Genomic DNA, 22,760 nt, shown 5'->3' with positions numbered 1-22,760 from the left:
TAATGCAAGCTGCATTTAGATTCTGTAAGCTGTCAAGAAAATAAAAAACCCGACAGGTAAAAGGAGGAGAAAAACCTGCCGGGAAACTGCAAAGGAGGTATATTGAATTATTTGTTGTCGTTCAACATACACTAAACAAAACTATTTAGGCACTTTTAGTTACAAAAAAATTTGAAAATTTAAGAGAAATTTTTAAATTTTTGTTTAAAAATAGGCTTTTTTTTAGAAAAAACTTTTTCTAAAGGTTTATTCTAAAAATACCGATAAGAAAATGTGAAATACCGTATTTTTAAGAATAATATTTTAAAAAAACTCGTCTTGTTAGTGTTTATCTTGTGTTTTTCTCTCCTTTTTGCTCAAGAAGATGAGAAAAACAACGAATTCCTCTTTAAATTTAAATTTATTGATGGCGATGCTTATAAAGTTCACTCTGTTGTAGATGAAAAAGTCTATGTAAACGGAAAATTTCATCATCAAGCCCATATTATCAATAGAATTGAGGTAGAAGTTTCGGATATACAGCCAGCTGAGGCAGATGAACCTGCCTCAGCTCTTTTTTCATGTATGTTTATGACAAGCGAGCAAAATTCCAACAAAACATTTGACTGGTCCCGCAATTACCCAAGCGTATTTAGGCGTGATGAGGCAGGGTTTTATTCTATCGGCGATGAATATTTTATGCCTGTTGTACGGAATGTGCCGGCATTTCCTAATTATCCCGTTAAGCCGGGTGATACATGGCAGGGAGAAGGCTTTGAAGCCCATGATTTTAGGGATGCCTTCGGAATAGAAAATCCCTTTACCTTTCCGTTTGAAGTTGAGTATCAATACATAGGTCTTGCAGAAATAGATGGGCAAACCTACCGCCACATAACGGCAAGCTACGACTTAAATCACCTTGTTCCGCAAGAGGTTCTTAAAAATTATAAGGGCAAAATAGATGTTCCTATAAAAATTTTAGGCAAATCGAGGCAAAATCTATATTGGGATGAAGAACGAGGAAACCTCTTTTGCTACAATGAAGAATTTAATATCAAAATGTTCCTTTATTCAGGCTACACCTATGACTTTATAGGGACTGCAAGAGCAGAAGTAATTGAAGTAAAAAAAATTGATACAAGCACTGAAGAAGAAATAAAAAAGAGCGTTGAGGATTTAAACCTTGAAAATACCACCATCGAAAAAACAGATGAGGGCTTAACAATCAGCATCGAAAATATTCAGTTTTTGCCCAATTCGGCTGTCTTAAGGGATAGCGAAAAAGAAAAATTAAAAAAGATAGGTGAAATCCTTTCAAAGTTCTCCGATAGAGAATTATTAATTTCAGGGCATACGGCCTTAGCAGGAACCGAAAAAGAAAGGCAAAAGCTTTCCGAAGAGAGGGCTGCCGCCGTAGCTAATTATCTTATTGAGCTGGGCGTACAAGAGAGGGAACATGTTTATACCCGCGGTTTCGGAGCCCGACGGCCCGTTGCAGCAAATAATTCGCCTGAGAACATGGCTAAAAACAGGCGTGTAGAAATAACTATTTTGGATAAATAATTATTCTAGACGGATATTTGGCTATACAACAGCCAATCAAATGTATATATGAATTTCATATTACAATTTATATGTATTGACAACTTGTACACTAACACTTGACAAGTATCCTTTTATCTTACTTATGATTCGTATCATGAATGTCTTTTTTAATTGAATCAAATCCAGCAGAAGATAAGCGGGGTCCTTAGGCGATTGCAAGCCGGCGTAGCAATCCAAGCCCCTAAGCGGTTCTTTTGAAAGAAGAGGGGGTGAGGGGGAGAGGAAAAACTTTTATCCGAAAAAGTTTTCCTTTCCCCCTAAGTTTTAGAAGGGCCTGTCAGCCAAATACTTGTATTCCTGCCACTGCCTCTTAGCCTTAGCAACAGCCTTATCCAATAGCATTTGAGCTCGCTCAGGATCGGCGTTCTTTAAGGTCTTGAAACGGACTTCTTTGTACATAAAGTCGGCAAGATTAAAGTCGGGTTCCTTGCTGTCAAGCTGGAAGGGGTTTTTGCCCTGCTCGACAAGTCTCGGATCGTATCTGTAAAGAGGCCATAAACCGCAGGTTACAGCTTCTTTTTGGTTTGTCATACCCTTGGTCATGTTGATACCATGGTTGATACAGTGACTGTAAGCGATGATAATCGAAGGTCCGTCATAGCTTTCGGCTTCGCGGAAGGCCTTGATTACCTGGCTCATGTTTGCACCCATCGAAATGTGGGCAACATAAACATAGCCGTAGCTCATAGCCATCATACCCAAGTCTTTTTTGCTTATATCCTTACCGGAAGCGGCAAATTTTGCAACGGCACCGATAGGTGTTGCCTTTGACATCTGTCCGCCGGTATTTGAGTAAACCTCAGTGTCCATTACAAGAACATTGATGTTTTTGCCTGAGGCAAGAACATGATCCAAACCGCCGTAACCGATATCGTAAGCCCATCCGTCTCCTCCGAGGATCCAAACGGAGCGCTTGATAAAGTGGTCGGTTAAAGAATCCAATTCCTTGGCCAATTCGTCTTTTGAACCGGCTAGCTCTTTTTTGAGCTCTGCAACGAAGCTTCTCTGATCTTCGATAGCGGCATCATCCTCTTGAGTGTTATTGAGAATCTTGTCGATTACACCGGCTGCAATTCCCTTTTCCTTTACCTTAGCGGCAACTTCACGGGCATAGACAGCGAGCTTATCGCTTGTAAGTCTCATACCATAACCGAACTCTGCTGCATCTTCAAACAGTGAGTTAGACCATGCAGGTCCTCTTCCGTCGCATCGTTTTGCATAGGGTGTGGTAGGCAAGTTTCCGCCGTAGATTGAAGAACAGCCTGTTGCGTTTGCAATAATGGCTCTGTCGCCGAAAAGCTGTGAAAGAAGTTTTACATAGGGAGTTTCACCGCAGCCTGCACAAGCTCCGGAGAACTCGAAGAGCGGGCGCTTCATACCGATACCCTTGGGAACACTCAAGTTAAGTTTCTTTACATCCGGATCCGGAATATCGTTGAAGAAGAAGTCCCAGTTAGCAGCTTCCTGCTTTCTGTTTTCAACAAAGTTTTCCATGTTGATAGCCTTGATTTCGGGATTTTCCTTGGACTTTGCAGGACACTGCTGAACGCAAAGACCGCAGCCTGTACAATCTTCAACCGAAACTTGAATCGTGAACTTGGAGCCTTCAAATTCCTTGCCCTTATAGTCGCAAGATTTAAAGCCTTGGGGTGCCTTTGCCAAGAGAGAGCCGTCATAAGCCTTCATTCTGATACAGGCATGAGGACAAACAACAGTACACTGACCGCACTGAATACAGATATCGCTCTTCCAGATCGGAACATGTTCTGCGATAGCCCTCTTTTCATATTGAGTTGTGGCTGTCGGGAAGGTTCCGTCTTCAGGCATTTCACTTACTTTGATGTCGTCACCTTTCTGGATAGCAACTTTGCCCAAAACATTCTTTACAAAGTCGGGTGCATTGCCTGTGATTGCAGGGTGCATCTTGAGCTTGCTTGTTGCTGTCTTGGGATAGTCAACTTTTTCAACTCCTTCAAGAGCCATATCTATAGTTTTGATGTTCTTTTGAACAATTTCGGGGCCTTTCTTTCCGTAGGACTTTTCAATGAATTTTTTGATTAGGTCTACGGCTTCGGCTTCAGGCAAGATTCCGAAGATTTTGAAGAAGGCTGTCTGCATAACAACGTTGATTCGGTTACCCATGCCGGCATTTTCTGCAATCTTGATAGCATCGATTACATAGAATTTTGCTTCTTTTTCGATAATCTGCTTTTGAACCTCGATGGGCATATTATCCCAAATCTCATCCTTTCCGTAAGGAGCGTTCAAGAGGAAGGTTCCGCCTTTTTTGAGGCTGTGGAGCATATCGTAGGTTTCAAGATAGCTGAACTTATGGCAGGCAACGAAGTCTGCATTTGTAATTAAGTAGGGTTTTCGGATTGCGTGCTTTCCGAATCTCAAGTGAGAGATCGTAAAACCGCCCGATTTTTTACTGTCATAGGAAAAGTAGGCCTGAGCCTTGTTATCTGTAGCTTCACCGATGATCTTAATTGAGTTCTTGTTTGCACCTACAGTACCGTCTGAACCCAAACCGAAGAACATAGCCTGATGCATGTCTTTATCTTCAAGTTTGAAGTTGGGATCGTACTTGATGCTTGTGTTTGTAACATCATCTTCGATACCTACAGAGAAGTTGGATTTCTTCTCGCCTTCGAGGTTGTCGAATACACCCTTAACCATGGCCGGTGTGAATTCTTTTGAACCTAGACCGTAGCGTCCGCCGATGATAACGGGATAGTGGGTAAAGGGGCATTTTTTTGCAGCCTGCATTTCGCCGATGGCTGTTCTTACATCTTCGTAGAGGGGTTCACCGAGAGAACCAGGTTCCTTACATCTGTCAAGAACTGCGATGCCCTTTACTGTTGCAGGAAGGGCCTTTACAAAGTGTTCGGCACTGAAAGGTCTGTAAAGCCTTACTTTTAAAAGACCGTACTTTCCGCCCTTGGCATTGAGCTCATCTACCGTTTCTTCAACAGTGTCGGCTCCGGAGCCCATTATGATGATAACCTGCTCGGCATCCTTTGCTCCATAATAGTCGTAAAGATGATATTGTCTTCCCGTAAGTTTTGCATACTTATCCATTTGTTTTTGAACAATTTCGGGAGTAGCAAGGTAGTATTTGTTTACGGCTTCTCGTCCCTGGAAGTAAATGTCAGGGTTTTGTGCTGTTCCGCGAAGCTCGGGATTTTCAGGGGTTAAACCGCGTTTTCGGTGAGCTCTGACAAGTTCATCGCTTACCATTTGGCGCATGATATCGTAAGAAACTTCTTCAATTTTTTGCACTTCGTGCGAAGTTCTAAATCCGTCAAAGAAGTGGAGGAAGGGTACTCTTGCTTCCAATGTGGCTGCATGGGAAATAATGGCAAGATCCATAACTTCCTGTACCGAGTTGGATGCTAACATAGCCCAACCTGTCTGGCGGCAAGCCATTACGTCTTGGTGATCTCCGAAGATTGAAAGAGCACTGCAAGCTACGGCACGGGCAGCAATGTGGAAAACAGTGCTGGTCAATTCACCGGCTATTTTGTACATATTCGGAATCATTAAGAGCAAGCCCTGAGATGCGGTAAATGTTGAAGAGAGAGCTCCTGTTGTCAAGGCTCCGTGTACGGCACCTGCAGCTCCTCCTTCAGATTGAAGCTCAACAACATCGGGGACAGTACCCCAAATATTTTCTCTTCCGCGGGCTGAATATTCATCAGCGACCTCACCCATCGGACTTGACGGTGTAATCGGGTAAATGGCAATTACCTCGCTTAAGGCGTGGGCAACGTGACCGGCAGCAGTATTACCGTCGATCATTACAAGTTTTTTTTCTTGGCTCATAAAAACCGTCCTTATAAAAGTATTAGGGATTATTCAAGCCGATTATATAAAGGAAAAAATATGATTAAAAAGCATACTGCATATAACGGAAATGAACAGTCCCGAAAATCTAATTTATCATAAACTTTATATTTTTTCAAGAGCGTAAAGCATATTATGGAAAAATGAGTCAATATGCTCAATTGACTAAAATCGTTTTTTTATGTACAATAATAAATTGAGGATATTATGACTGAAAGACCCGTACAGAGTAAATTGAATAATGCATTGAACATCCTCAAGCAGGGAGATCTAAAAGGAGCCTATGCCGAGCTTGAAAGGTTATTAAAAAATGACCTTGAAAATGCAGACATTGACTATACTCTAAAGGGCGTTAGGTTTTGGGAGGATAAGCTTGAAAAAGCAAAAAAAGCTTCTACTCCTTTAGAAAAGGCCGAAATGATGATATCGCAATGGAAGCCTTTTTTAGCCTATATTCACCGCCAGGGAGAAGAAAAAGAATTTATCATATATTCCTTAAAATGTGCCGTTTTTACGATTGCTTTGGAATTTTATGCAGATCTATTTAAAGAAGAATCGGAACTGCCTGATGCAGAGCCTTACCGCAAAATCGGTCTTTGTTATAAGGTTCTCGGAAACTATGAAAGAGCTCTTGAATTTTTGAGGTATGCCGCCGAGATAGACAAGAATTCCGGTGCGGTCTTAGCAGATTTGGCCGATTGTTATGCCCTTTATGGGGAAATAAAATTTGCAAAAGCTTTTTTTAGAGAGGCCTTTTTTATAGACCCTGAAGGAATTGAACTGCAATTTCTTGAGTCCGAAATTATTCGAAGGCTTATTAATAGAGTTTATAATCTTGGTTATAATGTTGAAGATATTGCCGATTGGGTGCCAGTGTACGGTGTTATTGACGGTGTTTTCAATGTAAAGCGGGAGCTTAGGGCTTTTGAAGTAGGACAACTAAAGCAGAATATCTTTTTGATGGAAGGTGAGGTGCAAACTGCCTCTCAAGAACAAAAACATAAGCTTATTCCGCGTTTGATAAACCATTATTTTTGGCAGATTGACCATTATGTTAGCGTAAATGAAAACAAGTCAAAAATAGATGATCTGCTGCTGCGGATAAAAGTATTGGATCAAAATATATATAATTGCTATATGAGGTAGCATATTTTCGGAGGATTTATGTCTGATATACAAAAACAATTGATAGAGATGCTCAATGAAGAAAAATGGACTAGAGCAGCTATAGGCAACTACACAACAAAGAATTTTGAAGATCTATATAAATTAGTATCGACCGCAAAAAAAAGAAGGTGTTGTGAATAAGGTCAAAGAGATATGTGATGAACATTTGACTCATACAAAAAACAGTATAATCGCCCTTTATATTTCAAGTATAATTTCTCTTTCAAATCAACTTTTGGACGATTCAAATGTTGTAAGCTTAATCGAAATATTTACCGACAACCACAGAACACAAATAGTTGAATATTTGTGTAAAAAGGTTCTCGAATACGGAGAATCTAAGTATGCCCTTAGAACATTGGCGGAATGTTATAAATCTGCAGGAAGTGAAGACATTTATGATATTTGGGAACGCTTGGTCAAGGTAGACTATGACGAAGCCGAGATAGCAAAGCTATTAGCCGAAAAATATGAAAAAGACGGAAATACCGAAAAATCTATAGAATATTATAAAAAAGCCTTATACCGCTTTATAAACCGCAAACAAATAAACGGGGTAAAAGAAATCTGGTCAAAACTCGTTACCTTAATACCTGACGAAATTGATTTCTTCTTCCGCATACAGGCTAAGATTACAGGCACTATAGATAACGGCCGTAATCTTATTTTGATGCAGGATGTGTACCAGTATTATAAAGAAAATGAAAATTGGAATATCTGTATAGATATTTTAAAACTCATCCTTTCTTACGATGAAAAAGATGCTTGGGCTCGTGAAGAAATTACCGAGTGTTTTAAAAATAAGTATAAAGATCATAGCCAGCTTGATGAGTGTATCAAAGTTTCCGATATAACCCAGCCTTGGAGACCTGTTTTTGACGCTATAGCAGACTTTGAAAAACATATCTCCTTTGATACAGGCTCCTTTGTCTTCCACAGAACATGGGGTGTAGGCCATATTAAGTCCATCAAAGATGATGAACTTTTAATAAGATTTGCAAAAAAACAAAAGCAAAGCGGCGACAATATCCACTCTATGAGTCTTAAAATGGGTATAACAGCCCTCCAAACCTTGGATAAAGAGCATATCTGGGTATTAAAATCTACTGTTAGCAAGGAAATTCTTACAAAGAAAATCAAGAGCGATCCCGAATGGGCCTTGAAGGTTATCATAAAGAGTTTTGACAACAACTGCGACATGAAAAGAATTAAGCAGGAACTTGTACCTTCTCTTTTAACGGCCGGAGAATGGACTAGCTGGAATACAAAGGCTAGAAAGGTCTTAAAAGAAAATCCGATGTTCGGAATTAATCCTGATAATATAGATTTTTACAGTGTAAGACAGCGTCCCATTGCTGCTGAAGAAAAACTTTCAAACGAATTTAAAGCTCAAAAGAACTTTTTTGCAAGAATTGAGCTTCTTAATGCTTATGATACCTCTGATGCCTGTGATGACGAATCCGATACATTCAGAGAAATGCTTGACTATTTTGAGGGCTTCCTAAAAGCCTTTAGTCAGGTAAATGAGCAAGTTATTTGTGCCTATATCCTTGTTAAAGAATTTATTTCGGACAAACAACTGATTTCGGCAGTAAAGCAATATAACTTTGCAGAACTTTACAGCCGTATTGAAGACCCGATGGAAGTATATTCTCAAATAAAGGATAAGGTTTCGATAAAGGGTCAGACTCTTCGTCAAAAATTCTTAAAGTACATCAAAAACCTTATTCCGAATTGGGAAAAAGAGTATATCAGACTCTTTCCCACAGTTTTATCTTCAGAGATCTTGGATGCCCTGATAGAAGTCGGCTCAACCGATGATGTAAAGAATTTGGTAAAAGACTGTTTTGAAAACTACCGCATTTACAGAAGTGCCGTTATTTGGTTCTTTAAAAATATTCAGGAAGAAGAATGGTTTAAGGAGCTTGGCATCAGTGTAGAGCAGCAGCTTATAGTGCTTATCCATATTCTTGATATTACATACCGCGAAATTGCATCAAGAAGAAACACAACCGAAAACCGAAAAATCAATCACCAGGTACATACAATCCTCTTCGGAAAGGATGAGCTTTTACAAAACTTTATCATGCAAAGTGATGTCGATACAATAACCAGACTTTACACCCTTATTGGCGATATTAAAGACCTCGAGCCGATGATTAAGATGAATATTAGATCCAAAATTGTTGAAAAGCATAAGGATTTTAAATTCTACGAAATCGAAGAAAAGACCGCTACGGTTCACGGCTTGATTGTTACAGCCAAGATGCTTGATCTTAAAAACAAAGAACTCATCGATATTAGGGATGTTAAAATTCCGCAAAATGCAAAAGATATCGGTTTTGCTCTTTCACTCGGCGACTTGCGTGAAAACGCCGAATACAAGGCTGCAAAAGAAGAGCAGACCCGACTCAACAATGCTCTTACAAGGCTGCAGGATGAACTTGATAGGGCTCAAATATTTGATCCCACCACTGCAACAGCAAAGAAAGTTTATTTTGGAAGTCATGTAAAGATATTAAACAATTTGACAAATAAAGAAGAAGAGTATACAATTTTAGGACCATGGGAATCTGATCCTGCAAACGGTATCATTTCTTATATGTCGCCTTTAGGAAACGGATTGTTCAACCGCAAACAAGGGGAAGATGTTGAATTTGAAGTAAATGACGAAAAAAGGAGCTATAAGATTATAGATATTTCTATTGCGAATTTGAAATAGTCCGGTTAAGGCTTGCAGGCCCTCATAGGCTTGCAAGTCTTTTCACTTTATTCCGAAAGGAGGAAAAAAAATGTTTAAAAGAATTTCTCTGTGTTTGTTTTTGTTTGTTCTTTTTATTCCTATCTTTGCCCAATCCAATGCTAAAACAAATGCCGAAATCGTAATCTTAATGGATACATCAGGAACTATCCTTCCCTATTACGAGGATATAAATAATCGGGTTTTGGCTGAAATTAACAATAAATTTGTAAGAAAGGGCGATACTGTACACATTTTATCCTTTAATGCTGATGCACGCTATGAAATGTCCCAAAAAATTAACAGCGAAAAGGATATGTCCAGGGTTGTTTCAAGGTTTTTACTTTTATACCATCTTGGAAAAAGCTCGGATTTTTTAACGGGACTTCAATATGCCCGCCAATATGGTGCTAACTTATCCGATAAAAATGAAAAAATATTGATTATAATATCCGACGGAATCTTTAATCCTCCCGCTTCAAGTCCATATAAAAATTATACCGACGATCAGATAAAAAATGAGATAGGTCTTCTTGCAGGAAGTATCAGAAAAAAAGGCTGGAAGGTTTATTATGTTAAACTTCCTTATCCTGCCGATGCGGTAATACGCGGCTTGGATGGCGAAGAATTTTATAATTCAGGCCGAAGCTATGCAGAAGGAGGCAGCGGCAGTTCCGCGGCTCAAGGTACCGGCAGATCTTCTGCAGGAAGCTCAACCTCAGGAACATCCGGTTCTTCTTCGGGTGCGGGCGGATATGCCGGAAGAATCGGCGGCGGTAATTCCGGTCAGGGCGGCTCCGGCGATGCCGGAACAGGACAGGGCAGTTTGACCGATGTTTCAAAGGCTTTTAAAGAAGCCTCCGGGGCATCAGGCAGCGAGCTTCCCCAAGATAAAAATGAAAAATTTACAATTACTGAAAATGCGGAAATCTTGCCCGTAATCCGTTTTCCCGATGAGGGGCTTGAAGCTCATGGGAATAAGCTTGATTTTTCATTTGAAGTAACAAACAATTCCGATGAAGATGTAGAGCTGCATTTAACTCATATTGTAATAGATAACGGCATCAATACTAGCAAAATCCCTGTTGATTCTCAAAATACAAAGATTAAGCCTGGCGAAAAGGATGCTGTTATTCGGGTTTCGGCCCTTCTTCCTCCGGAATATAAGGAAGGTAATTATAATCTGATTATGAGGCTTGAGTTTGCAGACGGAAAAAGGGTTTTGCCTCAGGTTACGGAAACCTCATTGGCCGTATTCCCTACAAGTTTTCAAAGGCTTAAGGACTCAAATGCTCTTTTGTTTATTCTTCTTGGAATTATCCTGCTTCTTCTACTTATATTTTTGATTATATTCTTTGCAAGGAGAAAGGGTTCTTCGACTCAGCCAAATAAGGCCCGGTATGCCTCGGCAGGAAATCAGCCTAATTATCAGGAAGAGGATAAGAGGTATCCTCATAAATTATCCGAAGAAGATGACCATGCAAACCGTTTAAATGAGTTTAATGCTGCTGCATCTGCCTATCCTGACGGAAAAAACTTTTCCGGTACCGGAACTTCTATGTACTCTGCGGATACTTTGGATAGAGTTGCATCTCAACGACAGGATGATGAAGTTTTACGCAGGCGTGTTTTGGCGGCTTCTTTTGCATCAAAGGAACCTAGGGGAACATATATGTCTCCTGCCAACTTCTTTGAAACAATAGAGATAAAGCGTAATAAATCCGGCATGACAGAGATTTATGTTTTAAATCAAAATAGAAACATAGGAAGGCGTAATATTCATGTTATGAAACCCGGAACAAGCTTAACATTGGGCGGCGGAAAGACCGATAATTTCTTAATCTTCTTGGTGCCATTTCCTTCGAATTTGGCTCAGGTTAGGTATGACGGGCAAAATTATAATCTGGCTATTCTTAAGCCTAAGTATTTTCCCTATGAAAAGTCAAATATTGTAAATAACTGTATCGGTAAAACCATTACCCTTGTTTCCGATAAGGGGTATCATGTTTACTTTACATTTAGGGAATATGAAAATCCTACCGAAAAATTAAACAGTATTTTAACATCGATAAAGTACGATAAGTAAGTGTTTGGGTTATAAAAAAACCGTAATCATTAAGATTACGGTTTTTTTTGTTTTATTCGGTTTTTAAAAGGTCTGCTATTTCACTTCTGTTCCATCTTAGGGCTACCCGGTAAGGTGTTTCTCCTGCCGTATTTTTTACATCAAGATTTATTCCGGGGAGGGCCAAAAGTTCTTTTACCGTTTTAGCATCTGCAAATTTTGCGGCATAGTGAAGTATTCCTTCGCCAAGTGTGTCGGTTTGATTTAATGAGAACTCGGCCGCCGCAGGGGCAAGGTCAGTGTTATTTGTAAAAATTTCCGTTATAGCAGACACTCCCTTATTGTTGACGATAAAAGGATCCGCTCCTCCGGCTAAGAGAGCTCTGGTTAATTCTTTTTGGCTGTTTTGAACTGCGAGTAAAATAGCCGTCTCTCCGTTTTTGTTCCGTTTATTTAAAGGATACCTTTTTTTCATAACTGTTTCAAAATATTCAGGTTTTACCCTTTCTTTTACCGCTATGTGCAAAGGAGTGTCGCCGTCAGTATCGGTTAAGAGGCTGTCATTTCCAAGCACAAGATCTACAGTTTTTGTGCTTTTGTTTAGGGCTAGAACAAAGGGTGTTTTTCCATAGGCATCTCGGGCTAATGGATTGCCTCCTGCATTCCGTATGAGTGTTATGCTTTCTTCAGAAATATCCACAGCTTCATGCAAGGGCGTTTTTCCGTACATATCCTGCTGAACGGGAGAAGCTCCGTTTTGAAGCAATAAGTCTATAGCTTCTATTTGATTTGCAATGACGGCTTCCGATAATGGGGATCGGCCGGTTTCATCTGCGGCATTTATGTCAATGTCTGCTTTTAAGAAGATATTGATAAATTTTACTTCACCTTGTTTTGCTGCTTCATGTAAAACGGTTTTTCCTGCAAGGTTTTTTGAATTTATCAGTCTTTTATGTTCTTCAGTATTCTTGCTTAAAATAAAATTTGCAGATTTATATGCTGACCATCTTACTGCTGCATGCAAAACCGTATTCCCTAAAAAATCTCTTGCGTCTAAATCGGCTTTTTTTGAGACCCCATCGCCTAACAAGGCTTTTACTGCTTCTGGGCTGTCAGCTCTGACTGCATTAAAAAGAGGCGTTTCGTAATTTGCATTTCTTGCATTTATGTCTGCTCCCTTATCGATTAAATATGGTATCATAGGTAAGATTTGCCATTCTGCAACAAGATGAAGCGGTGTATTTCCTGCTCCGTCTTTTGCCCCTATTGTGTGAGAATTTATCATCCAGTCTTCTCTGCCGCCGCGTAAGGTCATTGCAAATTTTAAAGGACTATCGCCGTTTAGGTTTGAATTGAATATATCGGCATTGTTTGCGATTAATATTTCCCCTGCTTCGCGGTAGTTGTTTTCGGCTGCTATATGAAGAGGTGCGTTTCCTATCTTATTACGCGTATTGATTAAGCTCTTTTTTTCTATCAGATAGTAAATAATATCCTTGCTTGCTTTGCGGCTTATAGCCAAGTGAAGAGGTGTTGAACCTGTTGAATCTCTATCAGTGCTGTTTTTTTCGGTTACTACATGCTGTACCATCGGAAGACCTATGTTTACGGCATGAATAAAGGCGGACTCCCCCGACTTGTCTTCGGCATGGATATCGGCACCATGATTTATTAAAAAATTAGCTTGCTGTGTTTGGTTTCTTTCGATTGCCAAAATAAGAGGAGTTTGTCCTTTTTTGTTTCTTTCATTTATGTCGGCTCCTGCTTTTAAGAGGAAATCAAGAATTTCGTCATTCATTCCGACCCTTGATGCAATATGGAGAGGCGTTTCTCCATAATTATCTTTAAGGTTAGGGTTGGCACCGGCTTTTATAAGCTCGCTAAACAGTTTTGAGCGGGAGGCTTCCGGCATGACCAGATGGAGGGCTGTGTTACCTGATGAGTTACGGCTGTTGGGATCGGCCCCCGCTTGCAATAATAAGAGTGCGGCTTCTACATTTCCGTTATAAACGGCTTCGTGCAAAGCCGTTGAGCTTGAAGCATCTTTTACATCAATGGGAATATTTTTTTTAATTAAAAATTTTAAAAATCCGGTGTATCCCTTTCTTGCAAAAATGTGAAGAAGAGTTTCTCCGTCTCCGAAACGCATTGAGTAATTTCGGGCAAGCGATGCCGTTTCAAATTCGCTAAAATTTTTTCCCATCGGCTGTATACCGGCAAGTAAAAGCATTGATGCAATTTCGGCTGAAACTTCAAAATCATTGTATTTGTATGCGATACCGAGAGGACTTAAGCCTTCTTTATTGTACTTGGTTTCAGTAGTTTCAATGGCTAAAATCTGCCCGGTAAGCTGTTTATCTATTGCCTTTGCTGCAAGATGCAGGGCGGTATCGTGATTTTCATCTTTTTGTTTTAATGTTTGAGAACTTAGAATCAAATTGGGAACATTTTTTTTACATGCCGTATAGAAAGGCTTTTCGCCCTCATTATCTTGAGCAAATATATTTGCATTGTACTCGATAAGAACTTTAACCGCATCATAAGCCTCATTGTTTAGAGCTGCGGCCAAAGGTGTTGCCCCCATATTGTTTTTTGCTTCTATGTTTGCGTCCATGTTTATTAAAAAGCGTAAAATCATGGTATCATTTTGAATAGCTGCAATGTGTAAAAGACTGTTTCCATCTTCGTCCTTCATATTTAAGGCTGAACTGTTAAGTCTTTCTTGCAATTCTGCCGATTTTCCTGCCTTTATAAGATCAATCAAACTTTCTTCTTTAGGCTCAGGAGCTGTTTTACATGACATAAAATTTGCCGTAATCAAAGTTATAACAAATGCAGATATAAACATTTTTTTTGTTTTGAGAATAAGATTTTGCATAAGCGTATAGCCTCCCCTCTTAATATCGGCTTGAATCTATATGCCCTTTAGAAGGGCATATTTATCGGGCAGCTATCGATTGCCTTTGTTGTCGACTGCCGTCTGAATAAAATCCCTAAATAGGGGATGGGGCTTGTTGGGCCTTGAGGCAAATTCAGGATGGAATTGGACTGCGACAAACCAAGGATGATTTTTTAGCTCTATAATTTCCACTAAATTGCGTTCGGGATTAAAACCTGAAAAAATCATATCCGAATTATCGAATTTTTCTCTGTAAATGTTGTTGAATTCGTATCTGTGGCGGTGTCTTTCTTGAATTTCATGGGATTTATAGGCTTTTTCCGCAAGAGATCCTTCGGTTATCATACATCGGTAAAGCCCTAAGCGTAGGGTGCCGCCGATTTTTACATCTTTTTGATCGGGCATTAGGTCGATGACCGGATTTTTAGCGTTTTTATCGAATTCTGAAGAATTGGCTCCTTCAATGTGCAGGGCATTTAAGGCATATTCGATGGCTGCAATCTGCATACCAAGGCAGATTCCGAAGTATGGAATTTTATTTTCGCGGGCAAATTGGGCTGTTAAAAGCATACCGTTAATGCCCCTGTCGCCGAAGCCTCCCGGTACGATAATTCCGTCTGCATCCTTTAAAAAGTTTGCTGCATCTTCTTTGCTTTCGATTTTTTTGGAGTCGACCCAAAGGAGTTTAATTGAGGTTTTGTGGTAAATGCCGGCTGCCGTCAGTGCCTCTGCAACGCTGAGGTAGGCATCGGGGAGTTCTACATATTTTCCTACTAAGGCTATGGTTATTTCTTTTTCAGGTTTGTAATAAGTTTGAACCATCTTTTTCCATTCTTCTAAATTAGGCTCTTTATTTTCAATATTGAAGAGTTTGCAAAGAACCTTGCCGAGGCCGGCATCTTCGAGCATAAGCGGAACTTCGTAGATAGATTTTGCAGTCAGGTTTTCGATTATTGCATCTTGGGGAATATTCGAGAAGAGACTTAGTTTTTCGCGCGTCGATTTTGAAAGATGTTTTTCGCTGCGGCAAATTAAAACGTCCGGCTGAATACCGAAGCCTAAAAGCTCTTTTACGCTGTGCTGCATGGGCTTTGTTTTGATCTCGCCGCATTCTTTTAGGTAGGGTAAGAGCCCTAAGTGAACGAACATACAGTTTTCTTTTCCTACAGTGTAGCGGATTTGGCGGATTGCCTCGATAAAGGGGAGGGCTTCGATATCACCCACAGTGCCGCCTATCTCAGAAATAATAAAGTCGGCTCCGGTCTGTTCGGCGGTTCCTATGATTCTTGACTGGATTTCGTCGGTAACATGGGGAACTACTTGAACGGTTCCTCCGTTGTAGCCTCCGGCTCTTTCTCTGTCCAGAATGGAAAGGTAAACCTTTCCGGCTGAGGTACTGTTGAATTTATGCAGGGGAACATCGGTAAATCTTTCGTAGTGGCCGAGGTCTAAGTCGGTTTCGCCCCCGTCTTCAGTAACAAAGACTTCACCGTGCTGGTAGGGGTTCATTGTACCCGGATCTACGTTTAAGTACGGATCGAATTTTTGATTGACTACGGAATATCCGCGGCTTTTTAAAAGCATTCCTATAGAAGCTGCCGTTAGGCCCTTACCTAAAGATGAAACAACACCGCCTGTTACAAAGATAAATTTAGATTTCATAATTTTTCCCCTCGACCAAAAAAAAACGGTTGAGCTTTTTTTTAGCCTCTCAACCGTGCTTTAGTATAACCTATTTTTGACTTATTCGCAAGAGGGGTGTGATTTTCCGTTTATTGTTTTCTATTTTCACCGTCATATTTTTGGAATGACAGCGATAGATATATAATATACAATTCTATAGGCAGCTTATATATCTCGAAAAAATCTGCATCATATAAAACCTCATCATTGTGTCTGGCATCATAATAAAGACTTCGTATATTCCATACTATCTCAAAAAATTCTTGAAGGCAAGTGTACATCTCATACCCAAAATCTAAAGCAGAAAAATCATCATTAAATGCAGAAACAAGTTCTTTGGGGCAGCCAAATTCTCCGTTATCATTAAAAATATATTCCCACTCTTTATTTTGCGGAATAGATTTAAAATACTTACGAACGATAATTTTAAATAAGATATCACATTCTTTATTTAGATATTTAATTTGTAAAATTTGATATAGTGTGTTTTCTTTTTCGGTCATATCTGCAAGCTGCTTTTTTATATCGAATAGTGCAGATAGTATAAATTTTTTATCAAAGCTGTCATCACCAAGCAGATTGTTTATGGCTGTACAAGATGAATAATGAGTTTCACTATTGCGGTCATTGTATAAATACCGATTCCAAAAATGATTTTTGTAATTTGACCTGAAACGTCTATCTTTGTCAATGCGTAGGGTACAATTTTTTCCGGAGCTGTTAAAGATATAAATATCGGAATCAGTTTCCGGCAAGAATTTGCAAATACAATTACGTCTTAATGAAATAGAGTGTTGCTTAAATGGATAAAATGACTGCTCAAATTCGTCCAGATGAAAACCTACATCGTATTCTTTTAAGAACTGTAAATTTTTTTCACAATCTTTTTTTACTTCAGCTCTTTCAGCTTCGCTTTTAAATTTCTTTCTAGTATTTGGAAGAACATTGAGAGAGAATTCATATTGTTTTCGTATAAAATTCAATTCATTGATTATATATGTACTTGCTTCACCATGAGACAAGTTATATATAAGTATAGGTACCGTTTCAAAAATTGAAATTTTACCTCCGGAAAGTTCTGAAAAATTAAGTCCATCAAAGGGATTTTTTTTATTGAATTTAAAAAAATCTGCAAACAAATTTAGAATGTGCTGCAAAGTTTTAGGATTTCTCCATGTACCGTCAAGGAATGGTTCATAAAAATTGGCCATGAGATTTTCTTTGTCGTTAGTCCATGTACTAAAACGGTTTTTTTTTGTTTTAGTAGAAAAACTATTATATTCTCTTTCTTTAAAGAGAATATGCGGTTCCTTGCCATTGATTGGATAACTTCTATAATTTTCCCATCTAAATTTATATGCAGAGCATATGTCCCATACCATAAAGTAAAATAAGACTTGTAAAAATTGAGAAAGAAATGATTCATCAATGTTTGTATTTTTTTGAAGTTTCTCTTTAGAAGGTGTAAAGATATCCTTGAAGTCATACAAGGAGATTTTTTGTATACCCAGATACATAAGCAAAACTATTCCGGGATTTTCAAGTAAGTCCTGATTCATAGAGGTAAAAAGGGACTTATATATTTCTTTCATTCTTAAACTTGTATTATGAGGAAATTCTTTACCAAACATCCATCTTACAAGTTGTTCAATATGCGGATCCGTTTTTTTAAAGATTACATCATAGTGAATCCATTTGCAAAGAATTTCCGTATCACAGAACTCTACATCCAACATACCCATAAGGCATTTATTTTTTTCGGTCTGCATCTGATGTGCAAATCGCGGTTCAAATTGGTAAAAGTCAGGTTTTTTCCCATCCATTGATGTATACCAATAATAGTAGTTGATTATAAAATTATTAACTATCTGACGGTAATAGCGGGAATTGCCGGAACAAGCAATCCATGCACAAATGTTTAAAAGATATGCCTTATAGTCTTGTGTAAGACGAGTCGCGTCAGGCAATATTTCATCTTCATAATCGATAATAAACATATTCAAAACACCTGCAAAATATTTGCCGGAACACTCCGCTGTTTCAATAAAATTATCATATTCTTTTAATGTCTTCTTATAGTATCTTGACTTTTTGAAAGGAAACCGCCAAGAAAAATTATAATCAGGATGCGGATGAAATTTGCTCCAATAGCCTTTACTTTTTAGGCCGGAACCGATAAAGGACTTTACACATAACTTTAAGTGGGATTGTAAATCTGCAAGCTCACGAGCATAGACACCCTTTTTTTTCATGTTGTAGACATAATACAAGGCCCAAGCGAGACAAGATTCTGCAAAATACAATTTTAATTCATCTTGGTTGGAAAAATCAATAGAAATTTCTTTTAAATCGGCATAAGTGCAAGCTAAACAATCAACATATTTAGGAGCTATTTCAGTATCCGCTGAACTGTGATTAAGGTATAACACCAATTCATATAAGTTGTATGTATTACCATTGTGAAATAAAAAAGAAATATCTTTACCTGATTTTGTCATAAAAACCTCCGTTCATTTACTAAAACACACTTCAATCAACAGAAGGTTATAAAGTAATTATAGTAAAAACCAATAATTTGTCAAGGGGCCGCATTGCCTCAAGTTACCTGCGGTTAATTTCTCTACATCTTCCCTTTGCCATTATCTTAAAAATCTGTTATAATCTTTAGCGTTAAAAAGGTGGGCAACTTTGGAACACGGCGGGGTTTTGTCTTATAAAAAAAAAGGACGAGGTTTTAATCGATTTTAGCAGCAACATCAATCCTCTTATGACACCTAAGGGCTTAAAAAAGGCTTTAAGTGCGTCTTTTGACAATCTCTTGGTTTATCCGGATATTCGGTACCGTTCCTTAAAAAAGATCACGGCTAAGTACTTAAAATGCGGGTGTGAAAATATTGTTTTGGGGAACGGAGCTGTAGAAATAATCGATAATTTTTGTTCCCTTTTTAAGAGGGTTATCGTTTTTACCCCCTCTTTTTCGGAATACGGCTTGCGAGCCCTTGTTCATAAAAAACCGTTAATTGAAATTCCTTTTCTTTCAGATTTTTCTCCCGATATTGAAGGACTTGAAAAAAAATTGAGGACCGGCGACCTTCTCATCTTGGGAAACCCGAATAATCCTACCGGCTTGCGTATTGAAAAAAATACTCTTTTACAAATTTACGCCATTGTAAAAAAGGCAGATGCCTTTCTCCTTTTGGATGAGGCCTTTTACGAGTTTTGTCCGCCTGATTACGACAGCATAAGCCTTTTTAAAAAAGACGGCTACAAAAATCTCTGTATAATCAGGGCTGCAACCAAATTTTTTGCTCTGCCAGGCATCAGGCTGGGCTATGCCTGCACCTCGCCTGAGACGGTTTCAGCTCTTTCTAAGATTGAAATAGCTTGGCATATAAATGCCTTTGCCGAGGCTGCCGCCCCTGCAATTTTTTTTTGACGAGGATTTTATAAAAAAGAGCAAGGCTCATATTCAAAAAGAAAGAGATTTTTTGCTCGAAAATATCGAAAAATACGGCACAAGCGGAGAGATAAAATTAAAAGCCTATAAAAGTCACTGCAATTTTATTCTTCTTAAAGTTTTAAATGCAAAAGATGAAGATGCCTTAAAATTCTTTGAAAAAAGAGGAATCTTGATAAGAACTTGCTGCAGTTTTAAAACTCTTGGGGATAATCATATAAGAATTGCTGTACGCTCCCATAAAGATAATTGTAAATTTATTAAGGCAATTAGCTCTAAAAACTCAAAATAAACATCTTATATCTGTATTGTAAAATTTATAAAAATGTTTTATAATGGCTTCGGGTGGTATAAAGTTTATTATGGAAACATTTGTCGAAGAAGCTTCAACATATGAAAAGTGTATTCAAAAAATTCATGAAAAGTATGGGCCGAATATAATGGTTACCCGCCGAGAGGTAAAAAGAAATGTGGGATTTTTAAGTCTTTTTAACAAGGAAACGATAAGGGTAAGTTTTAATATTCAAAATGAATCCTTTGTTCCGGTATTCTCAGGGAATGAAGACGAAGTTCAATCTAAATCACCTGCGGCTCCCATTAAAACTTATTCTCCTGAAAATATTGCAGAAGAGCGTTTAAAAATAATAAAAATGGCGGCATCTAAATCTGAAGCAATGGCTGAAAAGATGATGCCGTACATTGAAAAAACTTGAAAATCAGAGCACTTCGCCCATAAAAACAGGTATCGAAGCTAATGAATTACAAACCCTTGCAGAAACCGTCGAAAGACTCACAGAAGAAATTAGATTAAAAAATTCGCCTTCCCAAGAACATGAAAATATTGTAAAAATTGCAGAAATTTTACAGGAAAATGATTTTACCCTCAAATATATACGCTCCATAAAAGAAAAAATATCTAAAAATTTGAGCTTGGCCGAATTAAACGATTTTGAAATTGTTCAAAAAAAAGTACTTGAATGGATTGCTTCCTCTATACTTATAAAACCTGAAGAAACAAATAATGAGGATTCCGGTAAAAAGCAAAAACTTATCGCTCTTGTCGGCCCTACAGGTATCGGCAAGACAACAACTCTTGCAAAACTAGCAGCTTATTACATTTTGGCTGTTTCAAAACTTGAAGGCCGCTCTCTTGATGTGAGGGTAATAACTATCGATCAATACAGAATAGGAGCCGCCTTTCAGATAAAAAAATACTGCGAGCACATGGGCATTCCCCTTATTATAGCAACCGATCCACTGGACTTACACAAATATCTGGACCTATATAGGGATTCTGCCGATATTATATGTATAGATACGACAGGGAGGAGTCCGGCCGATCCCGAAAAGATATTCGAAATGCAAAAGTATTTTGAGAAGATAGAGACGGGCAGGATTGAGACTCATCTTGTAGTAAGTGCCGTAACTAAGGCTGCCGACATAAGCGAGATAATAAGGCAATACTCCGTTTTTGATTATTCGAGTCTCATAGTTACAAAACTCGATGAAACGGCAAATGTAGGCAGTATTATCAGTGTATTGGAAGAATACAAGATTCCTGTCGCATATATAACAGAAGGCCAAACAGTGCCCAAGGATATAGCTAAGGCTTCCAAGCTTGCTTTTCTAAAAAAACTTACAGGGTTCTCTTTGGATTATATCAACGAAAATTTTAATGATGCAATTTCTATAATATGGAGCTAAGATGACGGATCAGGCAGAAGATTTAAAAACATTAATGAAGAATAAAAACAACAGCGATAAGGGCTTATCCGATCTTCCTCCCAAGAGGAAGACAAGGATAATTGCCGTAACCAGCGGAAAAGGCGGTGTCGGCAAAACAAATATTTCCACAAATATGGCTATTGCTTACGCCAAGATGGGAAAAAATGTTATTGTCATCGATGCAGATCTTGGTCTTGCAAATGTAAATGTTATGATGAACATAATTCCGAAATATAATCTTTATCATGTAATGAAAAAGCAAAAGAAAATGTCGGACATCATAATCGATACGGAATACGGAATAAAATTTGTTGCAGGAGCTTCAGGTTTTTCAAAAATTGCAAATATGGAAGAAGCAGAAAGATCCGATTTTATTAAAGAATTATACACCCTTGCAGAGGCCGACATAATAATAATAGATACCAGTGCCGGTGTTTCCAAAAATGTACTCAGCTTTGTTGCTGCCGCTGATGAGGTTGTAATCGTTACAACCGCGGAACCTACAGCTATAACCGATGCTTACGGAATTATCAAAATAATCGCAACAGAGGTTGAAAACTATGATTTAAACCTAAAAATGGTTGTAAACCGTGTAAATTCTGCTCTTGAAGGAAAAAAAATAGCCGAACGCATGATACAGATTGTTGGCCAATTTTTAAACTTAAAGGTCGAATATTTGGGCTTTATTTATAATGATCCTGCGGTCGAGCAGGCTGTTTTAAAGCAAAAGCCTTTCTTTATATATGCTCCAAAAAGTAAAGCGGCAGGTTGTTTGCGCCACATAGTTGCAAAACTTGAAAAAACGGATTATAATGAATATTCAGGCTTTTCCGGCTTTTTGCAAAAGCTTTTTGGCAGAAAGTGGGATTAAATTTAGGTTCGTGAATTTTTAAATATAGGAGGTAACAGGGGCCGTGGCAAAATTTAGAATTCCCCTTATATGTGCAATAGCTGCTTTGGCTCTTTCTTTCCTATTGGGCCTAATAAGCGGAGTGCGTTTTTCGACTATAATTTTGCGTTCACTTATCATATCTTTGATAAGCGGAGGCTTTGTTTTAGGGGCTCAGATCCTTTTGGATCATTTTGTGCCTGACTTGTTTCAAGCCCTTGAGGCTCATGAGCCGGAAAAAACAGAAACAGGCAAAAATTTGAATATCAGCATTGATGAACCGGTGGAAATGCCGTTTATGGATGATGAAGAAAAAGCGGATTTAAAGTCAGCTGTCTTAAACTCTGAAACTGAATCCGGTCATTCGATATCGGATGATGTTAAAGAAATGGATGAAGCTGATTCAATTGAAGAGGACTTTGAGACTGTTAAGACAGAATCACAAGCTTCTGCACCAAAAAACGCTTTTTCTAATGGGAATGAAAAAAAACAAGATAAAAATACTGTAAAAGAGTTGGAAGAACTTCCCGATTTGCAGGATTTTATACCTGAAGATGAACCGGAGGAAAGTGATGATCAAGTAGACTTTACTCAAAGAGGTACAGCCGCATTTGATGTATCAACGGATTTAGCCGGTTCAGGAATGGATACGAATACCATGGTTAATGCTATTCGTACAGTGCTTAAAAGGGATTCATAAATTAG

13 protein-coding genes and 1 pseudogene are annotated in these 22,760 nt (G+C 38.5%); 10 read left to right on the top strand and 4 right to left on the bottom strand.

Annotation, left to right across the window (positions count from 1 at the left end):
• The first annotated feature begins 273 nt into the window (after nucleotides 1-273).
• Nucleotides 274-1,542 carry an OmpA family protein gene (locus tag E4O00_RS11045; protein WP_253677417.1) on the top strand — a complete coding sequence of 423 codons (1,269 nt, stop codon included), beginning with the start codon at nucleotides 274-276 and terminating at the stop codon, nucleotides 1,540-1,542.
• 306 nt (nucleotides 1,543-1,848) lie between these two features.
• Here E4O00_RS11045 and nifJ read toward each other — a convergent pair whose 3' ends face one another.
• Nucleotides 1,849-5,409, bottom strand: coding sequence for a pyruvate:ferredoxin (flavodoxin) oxidoreductase (nifJ, locus tag E4O00_RS11040; protein WP_253677416.1), 3,561 nt, complete (start codon nucleotides 5,407-5,409; stop codon nucleotides 1,849-1,851).
• A 228-nt stretch (nucleotides 5,410-5,637) separates the two neighbouring features.
• On the opposite strand from nifJ, the gene E4O00_RS11035 reads away from it, so the two are divergent.
• From E4O00_RS11035 to E4O00_RS11025, 3 genes and pseudogenes are all read left to right on the top strand, one after another.
• Nucleotides 5,638-6,576 carry a tetratricopeptide repeat protein gene (locus E4O00_RS11035; protein ID WP_253677415.1) on the top strand — a complete coding sequence of 313 codons (939 nt, stop codon included), beginning with the start codon at nucleotides 5,638-5,640 and terminating at the stop codon, nucleotides 6,574-6,576.
• An 18-nt stretch (nucleotides 6,577-6,594) separates the two neighbouring features.
• Nucleotides 6,595-9,319 (top strand): annotated as a pseudogene (greA, locus tag E4O00_RS11030) (transcription elongation factor GreA).
• A 70-nt stretch (nucleotides 9,320-9,389) separates the two neighbouring features.
• Entirely contained in the window at nucleotides 9,390-11,423 is a 2,034-nt protein-coding gene (locus tag E4O00_RS11025; protein WP_253677414.1) for a vWA domain-containing protein, read from the top strand.
• Nucleotides 11,424-11,475: 52 nt separating this feature from the next.
• On the opposite strand, the gene E4O00_RS11020 is transcribed toward E4O00_RS11025, so the two are convergent.
• From E4O00_RS11020 to E4O00_RS11010, 3 genes are all read right to left on the bottom strand, one after another.
• Nucleotides 11,476-14,280, bottom strand: a complete 2,805-nt coding sequence (locus tag E4O00_RS11020) for an ankyrin repeat domain-containing protein (protein WP_253677413.1) — start codon at nucleotides 14,278-14,280, stop codon at nucleotides 11,476-11,478.
• Nucleotides 14,281-14,352: 72 nt separating this feature from the next.
• The gene (locus E4O00_RS11015; RefSeq protein ID WP_253677412.1) at nucleotides 14,353-15,963 is read right to left on the bottom strand and encodes a CTP synthase; all 1,611 of its coding nucleotides are present in this window, start codon (nucleotides 15,961-15,963) and stop codon (nucleotides 14,353-14,355) included.
• 110 nt (nucleotides 15,964-16,073) lie between these two features.
• Nucleotides 16,074-18,482, bottom strand: a complete 2,409-nt coding sequence (locus E4O00_RS11010; RefSeq protein ID WP_253677411.1) for a hypothetical protein — start codon at nucleotides 18,480-18,482, stop codon at nucleotides 16,074-16,076.
• Nucleotides 18,483-18,751: 269 nt separating this feature from the next.
• Between E4O00_RS11010 and E4O00_RS11005 the strand changes: the two genes are divergently transcribed.
• From E4O00_RS11005 to E4O00_RS10980, 6 genes are all read left to right on the top strand, one after another.
• Nucleotides 18,752-19,420: a pyridoxal phosphate-dependent aminotransferase gene (locus tag E4O00_RS11005; RefSeq protein WP_253677410.1), complete on the top strand. Its 669-nt coding sequence runs from the start codon at nucleotides 18,752-18,754 to the stop codon at nucleotides 19,418-19,420.
• A complete protein-coding gene (locus E4O00_RS11000; protein ID WP_253677409.1) occupies nucleotides 19,380-19,733 on the top strand; it encodes an aminotransferase class I/II-fold pyridoxal phosphate-dependent enzyme in 354 nt (117 codons plus the stop codon). The genes E4O00_RS11005 and E4O00_RS11000 overlap by 41 nt, the downstream gene beginning before the upstream one ends.
• Nucleotides 19,734-19,803: 70 nt before the next feature.
• Entirely contained in the window at nucleotides 19,804-20,154 is a 351-nt protein-coding gene (locus tag E4O00_RS10995; RefSeq protein ID WP_253677408.1) for a hypothetical protein, read from the top strand.
• Nucleotides 20,141-21,145, top strand: a complete 1,005-nt coding sequence (locus E4O00_RS10990; protein WP_253677407.1) for a flagellar biosynthesis protein FlhF — start codon at nucleotides 20,141-20,143, stop codon at nucleotides 21,143-21,145. The genes E4O00_RS10995 and E4O00_RS10990 overlap by 14 nt, the downstream gene beginning before the upstream one ends.
• Nucleotide 21,146: 1 nt before the next feature.
• Complete coding sequence (locus tag E4O00_RS10985; protein WP_253677406.1) at nucleotides 21,147-22,037, top strand: MinD/ParA family protein; 891 nt, start codon at nucleotides 21,147-21,149, stop codon at nucleotides 22,035-22,037.
• 43 nt (nucleotides 22,038-22,080) lie between these two features.
• Nucleotides 22,081-22,755, top strand: coding sequence for a hypothetical protein (locus E4O00_RS10980; RefSeq protein WP_253677405.1), 675 nt, complete (start codon nucleotides 22,081-22,083; stop codon nucleotides 22,753-22,755).
• Nucleotides 22,756-22,760 lie beyond the last annotated feature (5 nt).

It is taken from the genome of Treponema sp. OMZ 788 (assembly GCF_024181245.1).
Lineage (GTDB): Bacteria > Spirochaetota > Spirochaetia > Treponematales > Treponemataceae > Treponema_B.
The sequence above is the reverse complement of the archived record's forward strand: the minus strand, read 5'-3'. Positions and strand labels throughout refer to the sequence as shown.